We start from the raw sequence: 21,946 nt of genomic DNA, 5'->3' as shown, positions 1-21,946 counted from the left end.
CCTGTTTTTTGCGCGCGAGCCTTTTCTGGGCTCGCCACCACTTTGCAAATACCCCCCTCTCTCCTCACATGCACCTCACCGAATTAAAAACGCAGCACGTTTCGAAGCTGCTGGAATTGGCCGCCGAGCTGGAAATCGACAACGCCAGCCGCCTGCGCAAACAAGAACTCATGTTTGCCATCATGAAGAAGCGGGCCAAGCAAGGCGAGCAGATTTTCGGCGACGGCGTGCTTGAAGTGTTGCCGGATGGCTTCGGTTTCCTGCGCTCGCCCGATACCTCTTATCTGGCCAGCACCGACGACATCTACATCTCGCCCTCGCAAATCCGGCGCTTCAATCTGCATACGGGCGACTCCATCGAGGGAGAGGTCCGTACACCCAAGGACGGAGAACGCTACTTCGCCCTGGTCAAGGTGGACAAGGTTAACGGCATGCAGCCCGAGGCCATCAAGCATCGCATCATGTTTGAGAACCTGACCCCTCTGCATCCCGACGACGTGATGACGCTGGAACGCGACATCAAAAGCGAAGAGAACATCACAGGCCGCATCCTGGACATCTTTGCCCCGCTGGGCAAGGGTCAGCGCGCCCTTATCGTTGCCAGCCCCAAGTCGGGCAAGACGGTGATGATGCAGCATATGGCGCACGCCATCAGCACGAACTACCCCGACGCGGTCATGATTGTGCTGCTGGTCGATGAACGCCCCGAGGAAGTCACCGAGATGCAGCGTACTGTACGCGGCGAAGTGGTCGCCTCCACTTTCGACGAGCCTGCCACGCGCCACGTGCAAGTGGCCGAGATGGTCATCGAAAAGGCCAAGCGCCTGGTCGAACTCAAGAAAGACGTCGTCATTCTGCTCGATTCCATCACCCGCCTGGCACGCGCCTACAACACCGTCGTTCCCGCCTCGGGCAAGGTGCTTACCGGCGGCGTGGACGCCAATGCCCTGCAGCGCCCCAAACGCTTCTTCGGCGCGGCCCGCAATGTCGAAGAAGGCGGCTCGCTGACCATCATCGGCACCGCCCTGGTCGAAACCGGCAGCCGCATGGACGAAGTGATTTACGAAGAATTCAAGGGCACAGGCAACTCCGAAGTCCATCTGGAGCGCCGCCTGGCCGAAAAACGGGTGTATCCGGCCATCAACCTGAACAAATCAGGCACGCGCCGAGAAGAGCTACTCATCAAGCCAGAGCTTCTACAAAAGATCTGGGTGCTCCGCAAGTTCATACACGATATGGACGAAATCGAAGCAATGGAGTTTATTTTGGACAAGATTCGCGCAACCAAAACAAACTCCGAATTTTTCGACATGATGAAAAAATAAGCGGCAAGCCACACCTGTAAGCCTCTCTAGCGAGAGGCTTACTTGCGCTATACACCCCAATATCTCTTCGGGGTGAACGTGTCGATCCCGAACTGAAATTATTTCTAATCTTTGCTGGGTCTTGTCCACTCAGCCGCATAACAGAGCACTTTTGATGAAACTACCAACACTAGATCAATTTCTTGACCAAATCCGTGCCCGCGACCCGAACCAACCCGAGTTCATGCAGGCAGTCAAAGAAGTGATGAATAGTTTATGGCCTTTCATTGAACGCAACCCGCGCTATGCCGAACATGGACTGCTTGAGCGCCTGGTGGAGCCCGAACGTGCCATTCAGTTCCGTATTTCCTGGGTCGACGATCAGGGGAAAGTCCAGATCAATCGCGGTTTCCGCATACAGCACAGTTCGGCCATAGGGCCGTTCAAGGGCGGCATGCGCTTCCACCCCTCGGTCAACCTGTCCATCCTTAAATTTCTGGCATTCGAGCAGACATTCAAGAACGCCCTGACCACCCTGCCCATGGGCGGCGGCAAGGGCGGTTCGGACTTCGACCCCAAAGGCAAGTCCGATGGCGAAGTCATGCGTTTCTGCCAGGCTCTCATTCTTGAGCTTCACCGTCACCTGGGTCCGGACACCGACGTCCCCGCCGGCGACATCGGCGTGGGCGCCCGCGAAGTCGGTTTCATGGCCGGCATGATGAAAAAACTGTCCAACTCGTCGGCCAGCGTCTTTACCGGAAAAGGCCTGAGCTTCGGCGGCAGCCTGATCCGCCCCGAGGCCACCGGCTACGGCACGGTGTACTTTGCCGAGGAGATGCTCAAGCATGCCAACCAGTCCATCGAAGGCCTGACCGTATCGGTGTCGGGTTCGGGCAATGTGGCCCAGTACGCGATCCAGAAATGCATGCAGTTGGGTGCCAAGGTCGTGACCGTTTCCGACTCGCACGGCACTGTCGTGGACAAGGCCGGCTTCACCCCCGAAAAGCTGGCCGAACTGATCCGCCTGAAAAATGAAGAACGCGGCCGTGTCGAAACCTATGCCAAGAAATTCAACCTGGTGTACGAAGCCGGCAAGCGCCCCTGGCACATCCCCGTCGATGTCGCGCTGCCCTGCGCCACCCAGAACGAACTGGAGTTGGACGATGCCAAGACGCTGATCGCCAATGGCGTGCGCTGCGTCGCCGAGGGCGCCAACATGCCCACCAGCCTGGATGCGGTCGATGCCTTCGTCCACGCCAAGATCCTGTATGCGCCGGGCAAGGCCAGCAACGCCGGCGGCGTGGCCGTATCGGGCCTGGAAATGAGCCAGAACGCCCAGCGCCTGCAATGGACGCGCGAACAGGTCGACACCAAGCTGCATGCCATCATGCGCGACATCCACGAAAATTGCGTGCGCCACGGCACAGAAGGACTATCGGTCAATTATGTGAACGGCGCCAACATCGCCGGCTTCGTGAAAGTGGCCGACGCCATGCTGCAGCAAGGCATCTACTAAATCGGCAAGCGCGGCCGGCCACCGGCCGCGCATCCCCCTGCCGCCCGCCTTACGGCGTGATGCTGCGCTGCTTGCTGTCCGTTCGAGGCGGCGCGGCGACCTCCTTGATTTGCGGTTCGTCCCAGTTCCCGCTGATCCGGTACTCGACCGTCATGGCCTTGGCCAACGGCGCCTGCAAAAACCATTGCGTCAGGAATGCCCCGATGCCCACGATGGGATTGATGGCAATGCCCGCCGCAATGGCCGCGCCGCTGACATCCAGATTGGGTATGACCACCGCCTGCAAATCCAGCGTGTCGTTCAACAGGTTGACGTCGCCGCCCAGGACAATGGTTCCGACCGGCCCGATGACGCGGTAATCGCTGGTGCTCATCAAGCCGTCCTTCAAGACGACGGTCCCGCGCAAGTCGTCATAGGGAAAGCCCTCTTTGGTCAGGCCGGCCGGATTGAAATCCAGGCGAGCAAGACGCTTTACCGATTGCAGCGACAATAATTCCAGCAAACGCGCCGAGTAGGAATTAAGCGTGATGAAGCGGCCCTTCTCCAGCTTGAACTCCACATTGCCGTTCAGATCGGCCTTGCTGAAATCCCAGGGCATGTTGCGCCATTCGAAGCTGCCCCGCACGGTCCCTGCGCCGCCTTTCATGACGTCCTTGAATCCGATCTGATCGAAATAGGCACCAAGGTCGCCGGCATCCATATGCGCATCCAGCTTCAGGCCGCGCCGAGGGCCGCTAAGCCGCCACATCCCATTACCTTCCAGCACCGCCGAAGAACTGCTGAGCTTGAGCTCGTCCAGCCGCCACAAGCGCCCGCGCTCCTGGTTGACTCCCACCACCGACAATTCGCCGACGTCCCGGCCGTAAAGTCGAAGGTTCTTCACATGAAGATTGACACCCGGGATATCCAGATCGTCATCGACCTGGAAGTCATCCTTGTCGTCATCCGTTTTCGCTTCTCCCCGGGATTTATCGCGCCCCAGCGACAGGCGATCGAAGTTCGCATCGATCCGGCCCGCTATCCTGCCCTTGGCCTCGCGCCAGAACAGGGTTCCGGCCGTCTGCGACGAGCTGATGTCCACACGCCACTGGGCGCTTTCGGGCCGGCGCGCGGTAAACGTCAGTTCATCCAAGGTCAGCCCCTGGACGTCGGCCTGCTTGGCCTGCAAGCGAAGCTCGCCGATGTCGGGCAGCAATGGCCGATCACGCGACTTGGCCGACTTTGATATCGAGGTGGAAAACTCAGTGGCGATGTCCTGCCATGCATCAATGTCGACAGATGGATAAAGGATATCCAGGCTCATGCCCGCCGCGGGAAGATTCGGCTTCTTGTTTACGCCGACAGTGCCCGCATAGAAATAGCTTCCGCCCTTCTGATTTTCGCGATGCAGCAGGCGTGCTTGCACCTGATCGCCCAGCATCACGTTCAGCGCCATGCTTTTACGGTCGGTGTGACGCTGCCAGTCGACTTGCAGCGGCAAGGCTTGCTCCGCAGGCTTGCCCAGGGGCGCAGGAAGGTCCAGCGCCAGCCCTTTCAGGTCGGAATGGGCCGACAGCATGAAATTCCTGTCCTTCCCGCGCCGCAAAGTGGCCTTATAGGACACACTGCCTGCCAGACGCTTCATGCCCTCCACGCCGACAAAACCTGTCAGCGCCTTGTCCGTGGCGCGGCCCTGCAACTGCAATCCTTTCAGGCCGCCACCCACCCCGCCGCCGGCGCTGACCGTCCCGCCCAGGAACTCGGCCTTCAGGTCCGAGGTGCTGATCGTGCTGTCGGTAAAATCCATCGTGCCGGTGAGCTTCTGGAAAGGCGGCATTTCGGGCATCAATCGCAAAGTGCTGCCCGAGAAACGGATGGCCCCCTGCACCGTGCTTTCGCGGCTATGCAGCAATGGAATGGACAAGGACAAGGGCACCTCCCAGACACCATCCGCGCTGGCCTCGTCGAAAATGCCATCCAGCAACTCGCCCAAGGGCGAATGCGTCATGAGGGCCAGATAGGCCTCGCCCTTGGCGGTGGTTTCGCCCTGTATGCCCAGAACCGAGTTCTCTTCGATATTGGGAATGTGCGCCTGTACGTTCTTTAACTGGATGGGCAGCCCCGTGGTCGGCCACATGGTTGCCTGGTCGGCAACCAGGCGCAAGTCCGCGCGGTTCAGCGCCACAGAGCCCCGCATGTCCGTCAAACGCGGCCAGCCCAGCGTTTTTCCTTCGGGCGGAAGGTAGTCGATGATGCCTCCGGTGTATTTCCCCTGCACCGAGAAGTCCCCTTTGGAGGGGTCCTCATTGAATGGGAAATACTCCAGGTCGCCGCGCAGGACCAGCTCCGCATCTTCGATCTGCCCGTTCACCAGCCCTTTGGCCATCCACTCCCGCGCATCCAGGTTGACGGTATTGGGCAGGTATTCATCTATCGCGGTAATCAAGGCCCGCTTGAAATGGCCGCGCAGGTCGACAAGACCGGGCGGTCCGTCCCCGCCCTGGCGCCAACCGCCCTGCAAGCGCGCCTCCATATCCTTGTTCGCGACATCCGCCTGCTCTGCCTGCACGCTGACCCGCCCACTGGCCAGATCCTGAACAGATCCCCGGGCGCCGATATGCTCGAAATCCAGCGGGTATTCGAAGATGCCGGGGGCCAGAACATCCAGCTCGCGCGCCTGCAGGCGAAATTCCAATGGCGGCGCATCGGCGGCCGAAGGCATGGCGGCGGAAGAATCAAACAGGGGAGGCTCGATAACGGGAGAGATGGCGAGCATGGAATCAGCGGCTCCCGGCTCTGTGGTCTCGCGTTGCCCCGGGCCAAACAGGCGCTCGTGACCCTTCCACGGCCCGGCCAGGTACAAGCGCACGAATCCCGCCTGTACTTGTGCCTGGTCGCCGAAATCCCAGCGGCCATGGCTTACGCTGACATCCGAAGTGAAATGCTGTATTTTCCCCGCGCCGAATCGCAGCCAACCCTGAGCCGAAAGCCGGCCCGATTTCAAGCTTTGCGGCAGGTCCACCCACGGCGACCAGCCCAGCGGCCGCATGTCCTCGACTCGTGCATAAAGCTGGCCTGTGCCGCCGGCGGGCGTGAACTCTCCGATTGGGACAGCCGCCGCTTGCCGAAATGTACCGCGCACATCCAGCGACTCGCCCAACTGGGATGGAGGAACGGCCGCCAGCGAAAACCGGTGGTCCCTACCCTGGTTGACCACATTCAAGGTTACACCGTTCAATACCAGCGCCGACGCATGGCGGGTTTCGTCGGTCCAACGAATGGTGGCCTCGCGCAGCACGATCTGCCGCTGGACGGCCAGCCAGTCCACGAATTTGCCCGACTCGCCTTCGATGGACGCGTCGATCGATTCCATGTCGAAAGATCGGCCAAGAAGATGAAGCCGCCCATCCCGGCTTCGCCGGATATCCAGATCGATGCCGCGCGCATCCAGGCTGACGAACAGCGGAGCCAATGAAAAAACGCTGCGCCAGCTTAGTACCGCCCGCAGTCGCGGCAGCGTCAGCAGCATTTGCCGTTGGTGGCCGGTAAAGACGACATCGCTGATTTCGATACGGGGATTCAGGCCGGTCCATTCGGCCTTGATTTTTCCAAGGCTTACATCGGTATCGAGCGCCGACGACAAGGCCTGGCTTATCTGCGGGCGCCAGTCATCGATATTGGGCAACACCCAATAGCGTATGCCGAGGAAACCGGCGGCAAGCAGGAAGTAGATCAGCAGCGCTATCTTGCCCAGAATTCCAAGGATGGCGGTAGAAAGTCGAAACACAGATTGATTAGGGCCTGTTACTGTAATATTTGCGGTATCTTCTTGGGTCTTATACCCAATTGCACGGTTATCGTCTTCCTGTTTTTTTAAGCCACGTCCCTCTTGCACGCCTTATGTCCGAAGCCATTATATTAGAGCCGGCGTTGCGCTGGTCCGGCGCATTGCGCCGCAAGATCGGCGCCAACCTTCCGTTTCAGGAATGGTTGACTGCGGCGGCCGCTCAAGCGCTTACGCCGAAATCCGTCCACGGCTGGTTCGAGGAGCTAAACGGCGGGCCTTCCGGCAAGGCGCTGCCCATTGACGATGTGCGGCGGGTGTTGCGTCAACTGCGCGAGCGGGTGTTCTTCACCGCGCTGGTGCGCGATATCAATGGCAGCGCGCCCTTGCAGGAAGTCGTCGCGGCGATGTCGGCGCTGGCCGACCTGGCCGTGGCGCAAGCCTATCGAAGCGTTGCGTCGAACCTGGCCGAAATCCATGGCGAACCCATGGACCCAAACACCGGCCTGCCCCAGGAACTGCTGATCGTGGGCATGGGAAAGCTGGGCGGCAAGGAATTGAATGTGTCGTCCGACATCGACCTTATCATGCTATACGGCGAAGAAGGCGAAACCACGGGACGACGCAAGATCAGCCATCACGAGTTCTATGGGCGCGTAACCCAGCGGATGATGCCCATCCTGTCTGAAATCGATCAATACGGCCAGGTTTTCCGCACCGATCTGCGCCTGCGGCCGGACGGCGACTCCGGGCCCTTGGCCTGGAGCCTGGACGCTCTGGAGAATTATCTGGTGGCCCAGGGCCGGGAATGGGAGCGCTATGCCTGGCTGAAAGGCCGGATCATTCCCTGCCAGGCCTTCGCCCAAAGCCGCCCCGCAAGCCAGCTGGAGCAGCTTGAAGCCCTTCGTACGCCTTTCGTCTATCGCAAGTATTTCGATTTCGACGCTCTGGCGGCATTGCGCGGCCTGCGCGAACGGATACGGCTGGACTGGCAGCGGCGCGCCCTGGCCCGCAACGGCGTCGATACCGTGCACAACATCAAGCTGGGCGAAGGGGGCATCCGGGAAATAGAGTTTGTCGTCCAGCTGAACCAACTGATACGCGGCGGCCGCATGCCGTCGCTGCAACAGCGCGGACTGCTGAATGCCTTGCGCAAGCAAAAAGAAGCGGGCGTGATCGCGGCCGAAGTGGCGGACAAGCTGGCCTTGGCCTACGACTTTCTTCGGCGCGTCGAACATTTGCTGCAATACCGGGAAGACGAACAAACCCACCTGCTGCCGCGCGACAAGGAAGGCTGCGCCGGCCTGGCTCAGGCCATGGGCATGCCCCAGCCGGAGTTCGAAGCGGCACTGTCGGAGCATCGCGCCTTCGTGGCGCAGACTTTCCGCGACGCGTTCCGCATTGCGGGCATGGGCGACAACGACGATGCGGGCGCCGCCGCGGACAGCCCGGCCGAAGCGCCCTGCGCCGATCTGGCCGAGCACATTCAGCAAACTATCGGCGAGCGCCCCGACACCATATGCGAACGGGTCGACTCGTTGCTGGACGGACACCGCATCCGCAGCTTGCCGTCCACCAGCCGCAAGCGTGTCGAGGCGCTTTTGCCAGCCATCGTCAGCGCCGCCGGAAAAACCGGCGATCCCCATGCCACGGCGGTACGGCTTCTGGACTTGGTGGAGCACATTGCCCAGCGCAGCGCCTACCTTGCCCTGCTGGCCGAATATCCCGAAACCCTGGCCCGGGTCGCGCGCATCGTCGGCGCCAGCCCCTGGGCTTCGCAATACCTTAGCCGCTACCCCATTTTGCTGGATAGCCTGATCGAATGGCGGTCCTTGCTGGAACCGCCCGCCTTCGAGCAGATCGCCCGCCAGATGCACAGCGAGCTGGACGCCTGCATCCTGCCCGATGGCCGGCCCGACGTCGAGCAGCAAATGAACCTGATGCGCGACATCCAGCATCAGATCACCTTCCAATTGCTGGCCCAGGACCTGGAAGGCGTCCTGACGGTGGAGCACCTGGCCGATCGGCTGTCGGCCCTTGCCGACATGATGCTGGCGGAGACCATCGCGCGGGTCTGGCCTCTGGTGCAGCCGCGCGGAAAGCCGGCCGGCGCCCTTTCCCCTCCCCATTTCGCCATCATCGCCTACGGCAGGCTGGGCGGCAAAGAGATCGGCTATGCATCCGATCTGGATTTGGTCTTCCTGTACGACGATCCCAACGACGAAGCCAGCGAGATCTACGCCAAGCTGGGGCGCCGCATGGCGTCCTGGCTGTCCACCATGACGTCTTCGGGCCGCCTGTACGAGATCGATCTGCGGCTGAGGCCCGATGGCGATGCGGGCCTGCTGGCCGTATCGGTGGATGCCTTCTCGCAATACCAGACGCAGCATGCCTGGGCCTGGGAGCATCAGGCGATTACCCGCGCGCGCTTCGTGGTGGGCGACGAAACCATAGGACGCCGGTTCGAAGACATCCGCCGGCAGGTGATGCTGCTTCCGCGCGATCCCGAAGCCCTGAAAAACGAAGTGCGGGCCATGCGCCAGAAAATCAGCGCCGGCCACCCCAACCCCAGCCAGGACTTCGACCTGAAGCATGATCGCGGCGGCATGGTCGATGTGGAGTTCATTACACAATACTTGGTGCTATGCCATTCGCACCGTCATCCCGAGCTGTTGGACAACCTGGGCAATATCGCCCTGCTGCGCCTGGCCTCTGAAGCGGGTCTGATCCCGGCCGATTTGGCCGGCCAAGCGGCCGACGCCTACCGGGAATTCCGCAAGCGGCAACATGCCTTGCGCCTGCAGGGAGCCGAGAAGGCGCGCGTGGGCAGCGATCAGTTCGAGAAGGAGCGCGTGGCGGTAAGGCAACTTTGGAATCTGGTGATAGGCGACTAAAATAGCCCTTTATCGATTTACTTCATGCGCCGCCGCGACGGCGCGCTATTGCCATGACCGACGTTCAACGCCCCAAACTCGTCCTGCCCGACCATCGCAAGAAGGTGCTGATGCATTCCTGCTGCGCGCCCTGCTCCGGCGAGGTCATGGAAGCCATGACGGCTTCAGGCATTGACTATTCCATTTATTTTTACAATCCGAACATCCATCCGGACCGCGAATACGAGATCCGCAAGAACGAGAATATCCGTTTCGCCGAACAGCACGGAATCGAATTCATCGATGCGGATTACGACCGCGACAATTGGTTCGAGCGGGTCAAGGGCCTGGAAAACGAGCCGGAACGCGGGCAGCGCTGCACGGTATGCTTCGATATGCGGTTCGAGCGCACGGCGCTGTATGCGCACGAGCATGGTTTCGACACGATTACCAGTTCGCTGGGGATTTCGCGCTGGAAGGACATGAATCAGATCAACGGTTGCGGGGAGCGGGCGGCGGCCCGGTATCCGGAGCTGGTCTATTGGACGTACAACTGGCGCAAGGGCGGCGGGTCGGCCCGGATGATAGAGATCAGCAAGCGCGAGGAGTTCTATCAGCAGGAATATTGCGGGTGTGTGTATTCGCTGCGCGATACGAATCGGCACCGCCGGGAGCAGGGGCGCGAGCGGATCAAGATCGGGATCAAGTTCTACGGGAAGGATGAGCTGGAGTTGAATCCGCCGCCTGGAGTGGAGTCTTGATGGCCGGATTATCTGTTGTCTGATGTCCTGATGGTTATTCTCTTTCACTGAACACGCCGGCGCCTGTGCGCCTGGGTGGTTCCGGCACGGCGTGCTTGCTTCCGCGCCTTCCTCGTCCACGCGGGCGGCGGGCGAACTCCCTGCGCGTCACTGCGTGCCGCTACGGTCAGACAGCGCCCGCCGACATCCCCCGCGTTCCCTACGGAAGCCCGCGGCGCACGCCTAAACGCCGGAACCACCCAGGCGCACAGGCGCCGGCTGCGTAAGAGTGCGGTATAAAAATGCGCTACAGCCTAGGTCGGATAAGTATCCCAGAATAGGCGCGACAATAAGATTCGCGGCTCTCCGTGCATGGCAGTCCGTCTATGCCTTCGCGCCATCGTAGTGCTGCAGTTCCAGCGCACTCAGATCTATCGACGGCACGCAGCGCAGATTTACGGCGCGCACTTCGGATCCGTCCGGATTCGCCCCGTAGGCGAAAGGCTGGGTGCCGCAGATCTGGCAAAAGCGGTGGGCGATCTTGTGGGTGTTGAATTTGTAGGAACGCAGCGCCTCTTCGCCCTGCATCAATGTGAATTGCTCCGCCGGAAAGAATGACAACAAGAATCCTTTGCGCAGGCAGTGAGAGCAATTGCAACTGATGGCTTGGGTGGGAACTTGGGCGTCGACCTTGAATTGAACGGCTCCGCAGTGACAGCTTCCTTCAAATGACATTGGGACTCCTTATCTGTGTTCAGAAAACGCTAGCGCATTTTCGGTTCAAGTGTTTACAAAGCTTTATGGCCGGTAAGCGTGTGGCTCTGCTCCAGCTTATCAAACCGGCGCGGCCGGTGGGCAGGGGCCGGGCTTGGATCGCTGCGCCCCTTCGGGGTTCCCTTGCAGCCGCTTTGCGCCGGGGTCGGGCGCGAACTCGCCAGCCATCAGCCGCCTGGGGGCTGATGGCTGGCTCAAACATGCGCGCCCTCTTACGCCCCCGCCGCAAAGCAACTGCGGCGGCTTGCCACCCGGCACGCGTCAGAGAGCACCGCACACGGATCTTGAGTCACCACTGAATATCGCGCCGCCAGAACCCGCAAGCACGTATGCACCTGAACCGAAAATGCTCTAGCGTTGCCTGCCGCGCGGTGCCTTCTTGACCGCCAGCGCGGAAGATCCTTCTTTACCCATCGGCGTTCCGCCATCGCTCAACTGCTCCATCCAGGACAGGGCGTCGACATAGGACAGGAAGTGGTGAAGGTACTCGGGGGACAGATCGCGCATCAGGGCAAGCGAGCGGTGGACCAGGTTGGTCGAATTAAGGGGGCCGGCGTTTTCGGGCACTTGCGCCTGCGACTGCCGCAGCAATTGCCGGGCGCCGACCCTGGACCAGACGTCTCTGAAATAATCGATGGCCGAGAGTTCGGAATGCGAGGCGTCCTGACTGCCGGGATCATGAATCTCAAGGGCCACGCCGCCCTTTGGCGCCTGGCTGGCGATGTAAGAGGCAAGTCCGGCCAGGGATCCGGAGTGTGCGCCGCAGTCCCTTACAGCTTTGTCCGTGGCCGCGCCGCTATCGTCTGTATGGCCCGCGCCGCGGTCCCGATAGGCTTGCAGCAGTTCGGACAGCCTCTGGTCCAGCAGCCGCCTTGCCTCGCCGTTGTGGGTGCCGGCCCGCCTGGCCAGGGCTTCGATGAAATGGTAGCGGACGGGATCCAGGCGATCGAAGCCGCGCTCGCGCCAAGCGGCGAGCAGCGTTTCCGCTTCGCTTACGACCTGGCTATCCATGTGGCACCGCTGTGGCGGACGGTTTGGCAATAGGCGCAATTTCAACACGCCGGTTGCGAGCGCGCCCTTCCTCGTCGGCGTTCGGCGCCACGGGTTGCTGGGCGCCGAACGCGGCCGCGAAAACCGACGAGGACGGGATGCCTTCATCGATCAGTGCACGCGTGACGGTCAGGGCGCGCTGGGCCGAGAGTTCCCAATTATCCGCAAACTTTCGATTGCCCTCGTGTACGGGTTGATCGTCGGTGAAGCCGCTGACCATCAGGACCTGATCGTGGGATCGCAGGTAATCGGACAGCGGCCCGACCAGGGACCGCAATACCTCGCGACCTTCGGATTGCAGGTCAGCCGAGTTCAGCGCAAACAGCACGCTGCCGCTGATCCCGATGCGCCCGTCCACCAAGGTCACCCTGCCCTCCGCCAGCGGTCTGGCGAGCGCCTGCTCCAAAGTCTTGCGGCGCTGGGTTTCCTCCTGGCGTTGCTGGATTTCATGGTCTAGCCTGGCCGAGAGCTCCAGTTGCACGCCGATAACGCCCACCAGGACGAGAACGAATGCGCCCAGCAGCACGGACATCAAATCGCCGAAGACGGCCCATACCGGCGCCGTCGGCTCGACGCCTGTGTCCAGTTCCCCGCTCATGCCGATACCGGGCCGGCGGATGCCTGCCGGCCGGCCATTTGCTGCAGTTCTTCGATAATCTGTTTTTGCGACATGATGCTCAGGTCTATGACCTCTTTCGCCTGCGCCACGTAATAAGCCAGTTGTTCGTCGCTGCGCGCTATCGACTTGTCCAGCACCGCTTCGATGCGCTGCAGGTGCTCCATCAGGGCGGCATTCGACTGGCCGAACGATTGCACGGCGGCCCCGAAGGCTTCTCCCAGGCTCGCGACTTCGACGGCGCTGCCGGTAAGCTGCGCGGCGACGTTGCCGAGCCCATCGGCTTCGGCCCGCAGCTTCTCGGTGAATTGAGCGCCGACCCGATCCAGCATATCCGCCGAGCCGGCAAGCAAGGCATCGACCGCCCCGCGCTGCTCCGACGAGGCGTGGTTCACGGCGTCGAGCAGGGTGCCAAGCGTTTCGAGCAGACGGTTGCGCTCTTCGAGCATGGTGTTGTCGCGCGCCATGCTGTCGGAAAAGGCCAGGCGTACTTCAGCCACCAGACCGGCCGCGGCTTTGGGAGCCTCTTCAGCGGTTTGGATCAACCCCGCGATCTGCGCAAGGGTGCCGCTGGCCTGCGCCTGGGCCTGCGCTGCCACATTGTCCGCGGCTTGCACCCAGGATTCGCAAAGCTGCCGCTGGCGTTCCGCCGCCTGGCTACCCGCCTCGTCCCACTTGCGCAGCAGCGCTGCCGACGTAGCGTCCAGCGCGCTGTTCCATGCCGCCAGCCGCTGCTCATCCTGCGCCACCCATTGCGCGCGCAGCTCGCTCTGCGATTGGTCCACGGTACGCACGAGCGATGCGGAATGCTGTTCAAAAGCCGACACCGTAGACGCCAGGGCAAGCTGGTTGTCGCTTGCAAGCTTCCCGCTGGCACTCTCATGCCGGGACAGGGCCGTGTCCCATGCCTGCGACATCGAGCTTGCCGTTGCCTCCATGCGGGCGGAAACCTGGTCCAGCAGGCTGGCGGAGCGCTGTTCGAAAGTTTGCGAGTAGCCATCCAGCGACAAGCGCAGGTCGCCCGCCAGCGAGTCGCTGGCGCGCTGATGTTCGGCCAATGCGTTTTTCCAGATATCCGCCACCGTGGCCGACGAGGCTTCGAAACGAGTGGACAAGCCATCCAATTGCCGCTGCACAGCCTGCGTGACCGTATCATGCAACGTCGCGGTATCCCGGGCAAGGCCGGCCATCGTGGTTTCGACAATGGGCTGGACCGCCGTGGCAGCCGCGCGGGCCCCCTCTGCCACGCTTTCCCTTAAAGATTGTTCCACTGAGCCGGCCAGGCGCGTATAAGCGGCCTCGGCCTTGACATGGAAATCGTCCTGACGGGCCGCCAATCCTTCGCTCAATACCCGGTCCTGCCTTTCCATGGCCGTCATCATGGCTTGTAATTTGTCCACCACGGCAGCCATGCCTTGGGTCTGCTGCTGCAAAAGCGTGAAACTCTCATCGCGCTGATGAGCCGGTGAGTAAACCCGCAATGCCGTTGCGATTTTCGTATCGAGCATTTGAGCCGCCCGGATACGCTCGCGGCGGCACAAAGCGGACAACAGCCCAAGCATCGCCGACGTGGCGACGCCAGCGACCGATGTGCCGAATGCGAATCCCAGCCCCTTGACGGGCGCGGCCAGCGATGCGCGGATTGCCTGCAGGTCGGTTGCGCCCTCCAGTGCCAAGCCGGTACCCCGCAAGGTGGCGACCATGCCCAGGAAAGTACCCAGCATACCCAGCAAAACCAGCAATCCCACGAGATACGGGGTCAGTAGCGGCCCTGGCAAGCCGGCCCGGTCGCCCTGGACGCGCTGCCGCACCGATACACGCAAAGCGGGATGAATCCTGGAGAGCCAGTCGCTCAGGCTGGCTGGAGGCCCGGAAAGGTCCGCCAGCGCCGCGGTCAGCGTGGACGTGGACTGCTGATAGCGATATAGCTCCAGCGCGCCGACCAGGTAGACGGCGGCAATGAGCGCCGTGACCGCCAGCGCCAGCGGGTTCGAAGCCAGGTAGCCGGCGCCGATCCAGCAGACGCCGGCCAGGCCCACTGCAAATACAAGAAAATGAAGAAATCGATTCATAAGGTTTTGAGGTTAACAGGCCCGAAGGGCAGCCAGCATCCCTTCGACCGGTTGTAAACGAATATCCAATTCGGCCAGTAATACGCTTTGCATATCCTTGTGAAACACATCCAGCCAAGCGCCGGCGCCGCCGGCCGGAGACGCAGCAAGCTCATCGGCGGGCGCCTCCGCGCCGGCCCGGCGCAAGCGTTCGAAGCGCGTTTCGAGCAGCGCCGGCAAGCCAGCCAGCAGACGATACTCGCGCTCATTCAAGGCCTGCTCCATGGCGGCATCCACGCCCGCAAGGCCAGCCATGCCGGGCTGGCAAGCCAGCATGCCGCGCAGGCGCGAACGCAGATTGGCGACACTGGCCTCCATCGCCTGCTGAAGCGAAATGTAGCGCCGCCGATACGTCGCGAACTCCACAGGCTCCGCGGGCTTGGAATCGCCCTGCACAGGGGCGGCCCTATGGCCCCGCTGCCTGGCCGCCGGAGGCGCGTTGACGCCGACAATCGCGCCTTTCAGCTCTGTTTTCACACGGACATACAAGCTGCGCCCCGCACTGCCTGGATCCTCTTCGCTTGCCGTCGCAGCGGGCGAAGAGCCATTCAAAGCCGCCGCCAACGCGATAGCGTCCGTCCAGCCGAGCCACTGGCTCAGACGGTCCGGAAGCGATTGCCTAGGTTCGAGGATATCGGCATCGCTCAAGCGGGCAAGCAGGCGGATAAGCGCCGGCCCGCTGGAACTTGTGCGCCGCGGTAGTTCTTGCACCATACCACCTGGGACAAAAACCTAGGAGTTTACACTTTGATGGGGGATTCCCCAGCAACGGCCCCATGGCCCGGAAGACCGAAGCGGCGGCCAGGGGAAATGAACCGCCGGTCCCTGGCCCGCTTTTGTGCAAACCCGCTCAATCGGGAATCTCGGGTTCCACCAGCTTCGCCAATTGAGCAAGCGACTCCTGCCAGCCCAAATAGCACATCTCCACAGGAATGGCTTCGGGCACGCCCTCCTGTACGATATTCAGCTCCGTCCCGCAGGACACCTGCCGCAATGAAATGGTGTTGAGCATCCGGCCAGGCAAGTTCGGATCGTCGAACTGATCCGAGTAGCGGATCTTTTCGAACGGCACCAATTCAAGATACTCGCCGCTGAACGCATGGCTGGAGCCGCTGCTGAAGTTGCGAAACGACATCTTGTGAGTCCCGCCAACCTTGGCGTCCATGTGGTGGACCTGGCAAGTAAACCCGAAGGGCGGAAACCACTTGGCGATAGCGTCGGGTTCGAGGAAAGCGCGATAGACACGCTCGGGGCTTGCGCGCAAGACGCGATGAAGACGAACAGTTCCAGTAGTCATGATGTATGGCCTTTGGGCAGAAAAAGGTGGATGTTCTCCTACGGCCTGCGGCAATCGCGCTCGAACGGATGCGGAAAAAAACCGGCCGCCGGCCAGGCGAGGCAAGATCTGCTTTCCCGCCTATCGTCTTTTTACCACTATGTTATATTTTCCCTACTGGTCGCCATGGGAATTTGACGCCAGCGTTATGTTCTCAAGCACGACACCCTCATGACAGCAATTGCACGCGCCGAATCATTTGCCCTTGCCGCTAACTACGCGGCCGGCGGTGTGCGTGCCACGAACCCTCCTCCCTCTTCCGTCGCACCCCCGGCGATCATCGCCGCGGCAAGCCCGCCTCCGCCGCGCATCATCGCCCAGGGCTGATCCAGCCCGCTACGCGACCCGCCTCCACTCCGTATTTGCGCTGACGCCACTGCGTCCGCCGGACGGCCGGGCCTGTTTCTTATTCGACGGTTGAGTTCAACATGACTACAAAATCATCCACATGGACGGCCTATGCCGCCATGTCCGCTTTCGTGCTGCTCTGGGGCAGCGCGGCCATCTTCACCCGCTGGGGCCTGGACCATGGCTCTGTCTTTGCCCTGCTGATCCTGCGTTTTTCCGTGGCGCTGTGCGCGCTGCTGCTGATAGGGCTGCCCGGCAAGCGCTGGCTGCCCGCTCCCGGAACACGCCGGCAGGTCGCAGGGACGGGACTGCTGCTGATAGGCTGCTACTCCGTCTGCTACTTCCAGGCTATGGCGCATGGCATCACTCCCGGCCTGATCGCCACCTTGCTGGGCGTTCAGCCCATCCTTACGCTTTTGCTGACTGAACGGCGCTATTCCCCCTGGCGACTTGCCGGCCTGCTGCTGGCTCTGTCCGGCCTGACATTGGTGGTTTATCAGAGTCTGGCAAGAGCTCAGTTCTCCGGGCTGGGCATGGCCTTTGCATTGGGGGCCTTGCTGTGCATGACGCTGGGCGCCATGCTGCAAAAGCGCAGCCAGCAGGCGCCGGCGCAAGTGCTGCCATTGCAGTATGCCGCAACCCTGGTGCTGTGTTTGTTACTGGCCCCGTTCCAGCCCTTCCACTTCGAGTGGAACCCGGGATTCCTGATTCCCCTTTTATGGCTGGGACTGCTCATATCGGTGGCGGCCCAGTTGCTGCTGTACCGGATGATACGCAGCGGCAACGTGGTCAACGTCACCAGTCTGTTCTACCTGGTACCGGTGGTCACCGCCATCCTTGACTACCTGATCCTGGGCAACGCCATGCCGCCTTTGGCCCTGGCCGGGCTGGCGGCGATCCTGGCCGGCCTGGCCATGGCATTCCGGCAAACGGCGCAAGCGGCGAGCAGCGCATCGGCTCCGCAACGGCCGGAATAGCGACATAGCGGGCGGCCGGCGGCGCCATGCCGCCCGACCGCCCGCATTTGCCTACTGCAGCGTCCGCGAGAACACGAACTTGTCGCCCTGCCAATCCACAGGCACCACATCCTTCGGGCCGAATTTGCCCTCCAGTATCAGGCGCGCAATCGGGTTCTCGATATGCTGCTGAATCGCCCGCTTCAAAGGCCGCGCTCCGAAGACCGGGTCGAAGCCGGCCCGGGCCAACTGCGCCAACGCCGCATCCGACACTTCCAGCCGCATTTCCTTCTGCGCCAGTCGCTGCCCCAGCCGTTGCAGCTGTATGCGTGCAATCGACTCGATGTGCTTGGCCTCCAGGCCATGGAACACCACCACCTCATCGATCCGGTTCAGGAACTCGGGCCGGAACGACTGCTTGAGCTCGTCCCAGATAACCTCCTTGACCACATCGTAGGGCTGCCCCGCCATGCTCTGGATGTGCTGCGAGCCCAGGTTGGACGTCATGATGATGACCGTGTTGCGGAAATCCACCGTGCGCCCCTGCCCATCGGTCAGGCGGCCGTCGTCCAGCACCTGCAAAAGGATGTTGAACACATCCGGATGCGCCTTCTCGACCTCGTCCAGCAAAATGACGCTATACGGCTTGCGGCGCACGGCCTCGGTCAGGTAGCCGCCCTCTTCGTAGCCGACGTAGCCGGGAGGCGCTCCGATCAGGCGAGCCACCGAATGCTTCTCCATGAACTCGCTCATGTCGATGCGTATCATGTGATCGTCCGAATCGAACAGGAAGCTGGCCAGCGCCTTGGTCAATTCCGTCTTCCCCACCCCGGTGGGGCCCAGGAAGAGAAAAGAGCCATAAGGGCGGGATGGATCCGACAGACCCGCACGCGAGCGGCGGATGGCATCGGCCACCAGGCTGACGGCTTCGTTCTGGCCCACCACGCGCTGATGCAGAAAGTCTTCCATCTTCAGCAGCTTGTCGCGCTCGCCCTGCATCATCTTGGCCACAGGGATGCCCGTCGCCCGCGACACGACTTCCGCGATCTCTTCGGCGCCGACCTGAGTGCGCAAAAGGCGCGGTTGCTCGGACGCGGCGGCGGCCTGCTGCCCAGCCTCGGCGGCTTGCAGGCGGCCTTCCAGCTCGGGCAGCTTGCCGTATTGCAGCTCGGCCAATTTATCGAACTGGCCCTTGCGTTGCAGCTCGGCCATTTCAGCCCGGGTACGTTCGATTTCTTCCTTGATCGTCTGGGAGCCCTGCACCGCGGCCTTTTCGGCTTTCCAGACCTCTTCGTAGTCGTTGTACTCGCGCTGCAATTTCACGAGCTCGTCTTCAATGGCCTTCAGGCGGCGCTGCGAACTTTCGTCCGTATCCTTGTTGACCGCTTCGCGTTCGATCTTCAATTGAATGATGCGGCGATCCAGCTTGTCCATCACTTCGGGCTTGGAGTCGATCTCCATGCGGATGCGCGCCGCCGCCTCGTCAATCAGGTCTATGGCCTTGTCCGGCAGGAAGCGGTCGGTGATATAGCGGTTGGACAGCTCCGCAGCCGCCACAATGGCCGGATCGGTGATAGCAACGCCATGGTGCAGTTCGTAGCGTTCTTGCAATCCGCGCAGGATGGCGATGGTGGATTCGACATCGGGCTCGTTGATGAACACCTTCTGGAAGCGGCGCTCCAGCGCGGCATCCTTTTCAATGTACTTGCGGTACTCGTCCAGCGTGGTGGCGCCGATGCAATGCAGCTCGCCGCGCGACAAGGCGGGCTTGAGCATATTGCCCGCATCCATGGCGCCCTCGGCCTTGCCCGCGCCCACCATGGTGTGCAGCTCATCGATGAACACGATGGTCTGGCCATCGTCCTGGGACAGTTCCTTAAGGACGGCTTTCAGGCGCTCTTCGAACTCGCCGCGGTATTTGGCGCCGGCCAGCAAGGCGGCCATGTCCAGCGACAGCACCCGCTTGCCCTTCAGCGTCTCGGGAACCTCGTTGTTGACGATGCGTTGCGCCAAGCCTTCGACGATGGCCGTCTTGCCCACGCCGGGTTCGCCGATGAGCACGGGATTATTCTTGGTGCGGCGCTGCAGTATCTGAATGGACCGGCGGATTTCATCGTCCCGGCCGATCACGGGGTCCAGCTTGCCCTGCCGGGCGCGCTCGGTCAGATCGGTGGTGTACTTGGAGAGGGCCTCGCGGTTGGATTCACCTTCGGAATCCGATATCGACGCGCCGCCGCGCACGGCTTCGATGGCCGTTTCCAGCGCCTTTCGCTGCAAGCCCGATTCGCGCAGAAGCCGGCCAGTTTCGCCCTTGTCGTCGGACATTGCCAGCAAAAAGAGCTCGCTGGCAATGTAGGCGTCGCCCCGGTTGGAGGCTTCTTTGTCGGTGCGCGCCAGCGCCGCCTGCAGTTCGCGGCTGACCTGAATGTTGCCTTCGGCGCCCTGTACCTGGGGAAAGCCTTCTATCTGGGCATTCAGGGCCGGCCCCAGGCGATTTGCCGCCACGCCGGCACGCGCAAGAAGGCTGGCGGCGCCGCTGTCCGTGTCGGCCAGCAAAGCAGCCAGGACGTGGGCGGGTTCGATGTAAGGATTATCATGCTTCACAGCCAGGCTTTGCGCATCGGCAATGGCCTGCTGGAATTTCGTTGTCAATTTATCGAATCGCATAATATGGTTTTCACTGAAATGGGAGAGCATGTGCTCGAATAGTGAATATGTGCGGCCGAAACAGGCGATTTCAAGGGTATTTCAGCCCAACGGCTACACGCCCGCCATGCCGCCTTGCTGATACTATTGCACCTGGCAGGCCTTGCACCGGCCCGCCGCCCACCTATCGCCAGTATGGACAAATTCAAACAACTCGAAAGCTTTGTGGCCGTTGCCACACTGGGCAGTCTGTCGGCAGCCGCCCGCGCGGAAGGCATCGCCCCGGCCATGATGGGCCGGCGCATCAGCTCGCTTGAGGCGCGCCTGGGCATCAAGCTGCTGCTGCGCTCCACCCGCCGCCTGTCGCTGACCTCGGAAGGGAGCGAACTGTTCGAAGAGGCGCAGCGCATCCTGCGCGAGCTCAACGATGCGGAAACGCGCATTTCGCAAGGCAGCATCAAGCCCAGCGGACACCTGCGCATCAGCGCTCCGGCGGGATTCGGACGGCGCCATGTAGCTCCTCTGGTACCCGAATTCATCGCCGCTTATCCCGATGTCACCATTACTCTGGACTTGAGCGACCGTCTGGTCGATCTGATCGAGGAACGCTACGACTGCGCCATCCGTCTGGGCGAACTGGATGACTCCCAGATTGTCGGGCTGCGTCTGGCCGACAATAAACGAGTCATCGTCGCCGCCCCTTCCTACCTTCAGGAATACGGCCGGCCCAACACTCCCGACGACCTGGCGCAACACAATTGCCTGTCGTTCGGAAATCAGGGCAATCAAGCCCGGGGATGGCTATTGAAACAAGACGGGGAGCTGCGAGCCGTGCGCGTCAAGGGCAATATGGCCTGCAGCGACGGGTCGGTGCTGCATCAGTGGACTCTGGCCGGCATCGGCCTGGCCTGGCGCTCATTGTGGGAAGTCCAGGAAGACTTGGCCGAAGGCCGCCTGGTCAGTGTGCTGGATAGTTACGCGGCCCCGGCCAATGGCATTTTCGCCATGTTCCCCGAGCGCAAGCATCTGCCCCTGCGGGTGCGCCTGTTCATCGACATGCTCAAGGCCCGTTATGCCTCGCCCGACTACTGGAGCCCCGCTGGCGAAAAAACCACACTGGCGTCATAGCTGCTGGAATAAAACCCCGCTACCGTATACTTGATACATGCAGAAGAAAATTTCCGTTACACCCGAGTCGACACGCTGCTCCACATGCATGCTTAGTGAAATCTGCCTGCCACTGGGCATGCCGCGCAGCGAGGTCACCAAGCTGGACGAGCTGGTCAAAGAGCGCATCCGCATCCCCAAGGCAGGCGCGCTGTTCCGCCTTGGCGACAAGACCGAAGCGGTGTACGGCATCCGGTCGGGTTCGATCAAGACCCAGTTGGAAGACTCCTCCGGCCAGGTGCAGATCACCGGTTTTCTGCTGCCTGGCGAAATCCTGGGCATGGACGGATTGCTGGACAACACTCATGTATCGCACGCCATCGCGCTGGAAGACACCGAGGTCTGCGTCATACGCATAGACGAAATGGATCAGTTGTCGCAGCATCTGCCCATACTGCAGCAGCAATTCCGCCGTCTCATGAGCAAGGAAATCAGCCGTTCGCATCATTTGATCATGGCTTTGGGCGCCTTGCGGTCCGAACAACGGCTGGCCGCTTTTCTGGTCAACCTGTCGCAAAGGCTTGTCGTGCTGGGCTATTCGGCCAGTGAATTCATCTTGCGCATGAGCCGCGAGGAAATCGGCAATTACCTGGGCCTGACCCTGGAAACCGTCAGCCGCCTGTTTTCCCGTTTTGCGCGCGAGGGCCTGATCCGGGTCCAGCAACGCGAAGTTCACATCCTGGACATGCGCAATCTTCAGGCGCTGGCCGGCACCGACTGCGGCTGAATCCGCAACCGACTTGCAT

General features: G+C 61.6%; 16 protein-coding genes. 8 read left to right on the top strand and 8 right to left on the bottom strand.

What is annotated here, in order from left to right; translation table 11 throughout:
• Positions 1–68: 68 nt before the first annotated feature.
• Both rho and gdhA read left to right on the top strand, forming a co-directional pair.
• Complete coding sequence (gene rho, locus V0R37_RS19160; RefSeq protein ID WP_420376068.1) at positions 69–1,325, top strand: transcription termination factor Rho; 1,257 nt, start codon at positions 69–71, stop codon at positions 1,323–1,325.
• 154 nt (positions 1,326–1,479) lie between these two features.
• Positions 1,480–2,820 carry an NADP-specific glutamate dehydrogenase gene (gene gdhA / locus V0R37_RS19155; protein ID WP_420376067.1) on the top strand — a complete coding sequence of 447 codons (1,341 nt, stop codon included), beginning with the start codon at positions 1,480–1,482 and terminating at the stop codon, positions 2,818–2,820.
• 49 nt (positions 2,821–2,869) lie between these two features.
• Here the strand turns inward: gdhA and V0R37_RS19150 are convergent, their stop codons facing one another.
• The gene (locus V0R37_RS19150) at positions 2,870–6,586 is read right to left on the bottom strand and encodes a YhdP family protein (protein ID WP_420376066.1); all 3,717 of its coding nucleotides are present in this window, start codon (positions 6,584–6,586) and stop codon (positions 2,870–2,872) included.
• Positions 6,587–6,699: 113 nt separating this feature from the next.
• On the opposite strand from V0R37_RS19150, the gene glnE reads away from it, so the two are divergent.
• Positions 6,700–9,477: a bifunctional [glutamate--ammonia ligase]-adenylyl-L-tyrosine phosphorylase/[glutamate--ammonia-ligase] adenylyltransferase gene (gene glnE / locus V0R37_RS19145; protein WP_420376065.1), complete on the top strand. Its 2,778-nt coding sequence runs from the start codon at positions 6,700–6,702 to the stop codon at positions 9,475–9,477.
• A 53-nt stretch (positions 9,478–9,530) separates the two neighbouring features.
• A complete protein-coding gene (locus V0R37_RS19140; RefSeq protein ID WP_420376064.1) occupies positions 9,531–10,217 on the top strand; it encodes an epoxyqueuosine reductase QueH in 687 nt (228 codons plus the stop codon).
• 363 nt (positions 10,218–10,580) lie between these two features.
• On the opposite strand, the gene V0R37_RS19135 is transcribed toward V0R37_RS19140, so the two are convergent.
• The 6 genes from V0R37_RS19135 to V0R37_RS19110 all read right to left on the bottom strand — a co-directional run bounded on the left by V0R37_RS19135 (position 10,581) and on the right by V0R37_RS19110 (position 16,044).
• Positions 10,581–10,931, bottom strand: a complete 351-nt coding sequence (locus tag V0R37_RS19135) for a GFA family protein (RefSeq protein WP_420376063.1) — start codon at positions 10,929–10,931, stop codon at positions 10,581–10,583.
• A gap of 390 nt (positions 10,932–11,321) precedes the next feature.
• Positions 11,322–11,981 carry a DUF2894 domain-containing protein gene (locus V0R37_RS19130; RefSeq protein ID WP_420376062.1) on the bottom strand — a complete coding sequence of 220 codons (660 nt, stop codon included), beginning with the start codon at positions 11,979–11,981 and terminating at the stop codon, positions 11,322–11,324.
• The gene (locus tag V0R37_RS19125) at positions 11,974–12,618 is read right to left on the bottom strand and encodes an OmpA family protein (RefSeq protein WP_420376061.1); all 645 of its coding nucleotides are present in this window, start codon (positions 12,616–12,618) and stop codon (positions 11,974–11,976) included. The genes V0R37_RS19130 and V0R37_RS19125 overlap by 8 nt, the downstream gene beginning before the upstream one ends.
• Entirely contained in the window at positions 12,615–14,708 is a 2,094-nt protein-coding gene (locus V0R37_RS19120) for a DUF802 domain-containing protein (protein ID WP_420376060.1), read from the bottom strand. The genes V0R37_RS19125 and V0R37_RS19120 overlap by 4 nt, the downstream gene beginning before the upstream one ends.
• Before the next feature lie 12 nt (positions 14,709–14,720).
• Positions 14,721–15,458: a DUF3348 domain-containing protein gene (locus V0R37_RS19115; protein ID WP_420376128.1), complete on the bottom strand. Its 738-nt coding sequence runs from the start codon at positions 15,456–15,458 to the stop codon at positions 14,721–14,723.
• Between the two features lie 139 nt (positions 15,459–15,597).
• Positions 15,598–16,044 (bottom strand): SRPBCC family protein, encoded by a 447-nt coding sequence (locus V0R37_RS19110; protein ID WP_420376059.1) that lies wholly within the window; start codon positions 16,042–16,044, stop codon positions 15,598–15,600.
• A gap of 210 nt (positions 16,045–16,254) precedes the next feature.
• On the opposite strand from V0R37_RS19110, the gene V0R37_RS19105 reads away from it, so the two are divergent.
• Both V0R37_RS19105 and V0R37_RS19100 read left to right on the top strand, forming a co-directional pair.
• Positions 16,255–16,410 carry a hypothetical protein gene (locus V0R37_RS19105; RefSeq protein ID WP_420376058.1) on the top strand — a complete coding sequence of 52 codons (156 nt, stop codon included), beginning with the start codon at positions 16,255–16,257 and terminating at the stop codon, positions 16,408–16,410.
• A 101-nt stretch (positions 16,411–16,511) separates the two neighbouring features.
• Entirely contained in the window at positions 16,512–17,408 is an 897-nt protein-coding gene (locus tag V0R37_RS19100; RefSeq protein WP_420376057.1) for a DMT family transporter, read from the top strand.
• A 51-nt stretch (positions 17,409–17,459) separates the two neighbouring features.
• Here V0R37_RS19100 and clpB read toward each other — a convergent pair whose 3' ends face one another.
• Positions 17,460–20,054: an ATP-dependent chaperone ClpB gene (gene clpB / locus V0R37_RS19095; RefSeq protein WP_420376056.1), complete on the bottom strand. Its 2,595-nt coding sequence runs from the start codon at positions 20,052–20,054 to the stop codon at positions 17,460–17,462.
• 174 nt (positions 20,055–20,228) lie between these two features.
• Between clpB and V0R37_RS19090 the strand changes: the two genes are divergently transcribed.
• Together V0R37_RS19090 and fnr are read left to right on the top strand one after the other, a co-directional pair.
• The gene (locus tag V0R37_RS19090; protein WP_420376055.1) at positions 20,229–21,161 is read left to right on the top strand and encodes a LysR family transcriptional regulator; all 933 of its coding nucleotides are present in this window, start codon (positions 20,229–20,231) and stop codon (positions 21,159–21,161) included.
• 37 nt (positions 21,162–21,198) lie between these two features.
• Positions 21,199–21,927, top strand: coding sequence for a fumarate/nitrate reduction transcriptional regulator Fnr (gene fnr / locus V0R37_RS19085; protein ID WP_420376054.1), 729 nt, complete (start codon positions 21,199–21,201; stop codon positions 21,925–21,927).
• Positions 21,928–21,946: the final 19 nt, after the last annotated feature.

Origin of the sequence: Pollutimonas rozaliensis (assembly GCF_048751585.1) — a bacterium.
In the GTDB taxonomy this organism is placed as follows: domain Bacteria; phylum Pseudomonadota; class Gammaproteobacteria; order Burkholderiales; family Burkholderiaceae_B.
The sequence above is the reverse complement of the archived record's forward strand: the minus strand, read 5'-3'. Positions and strand labels throughout refer to the sequence as shown.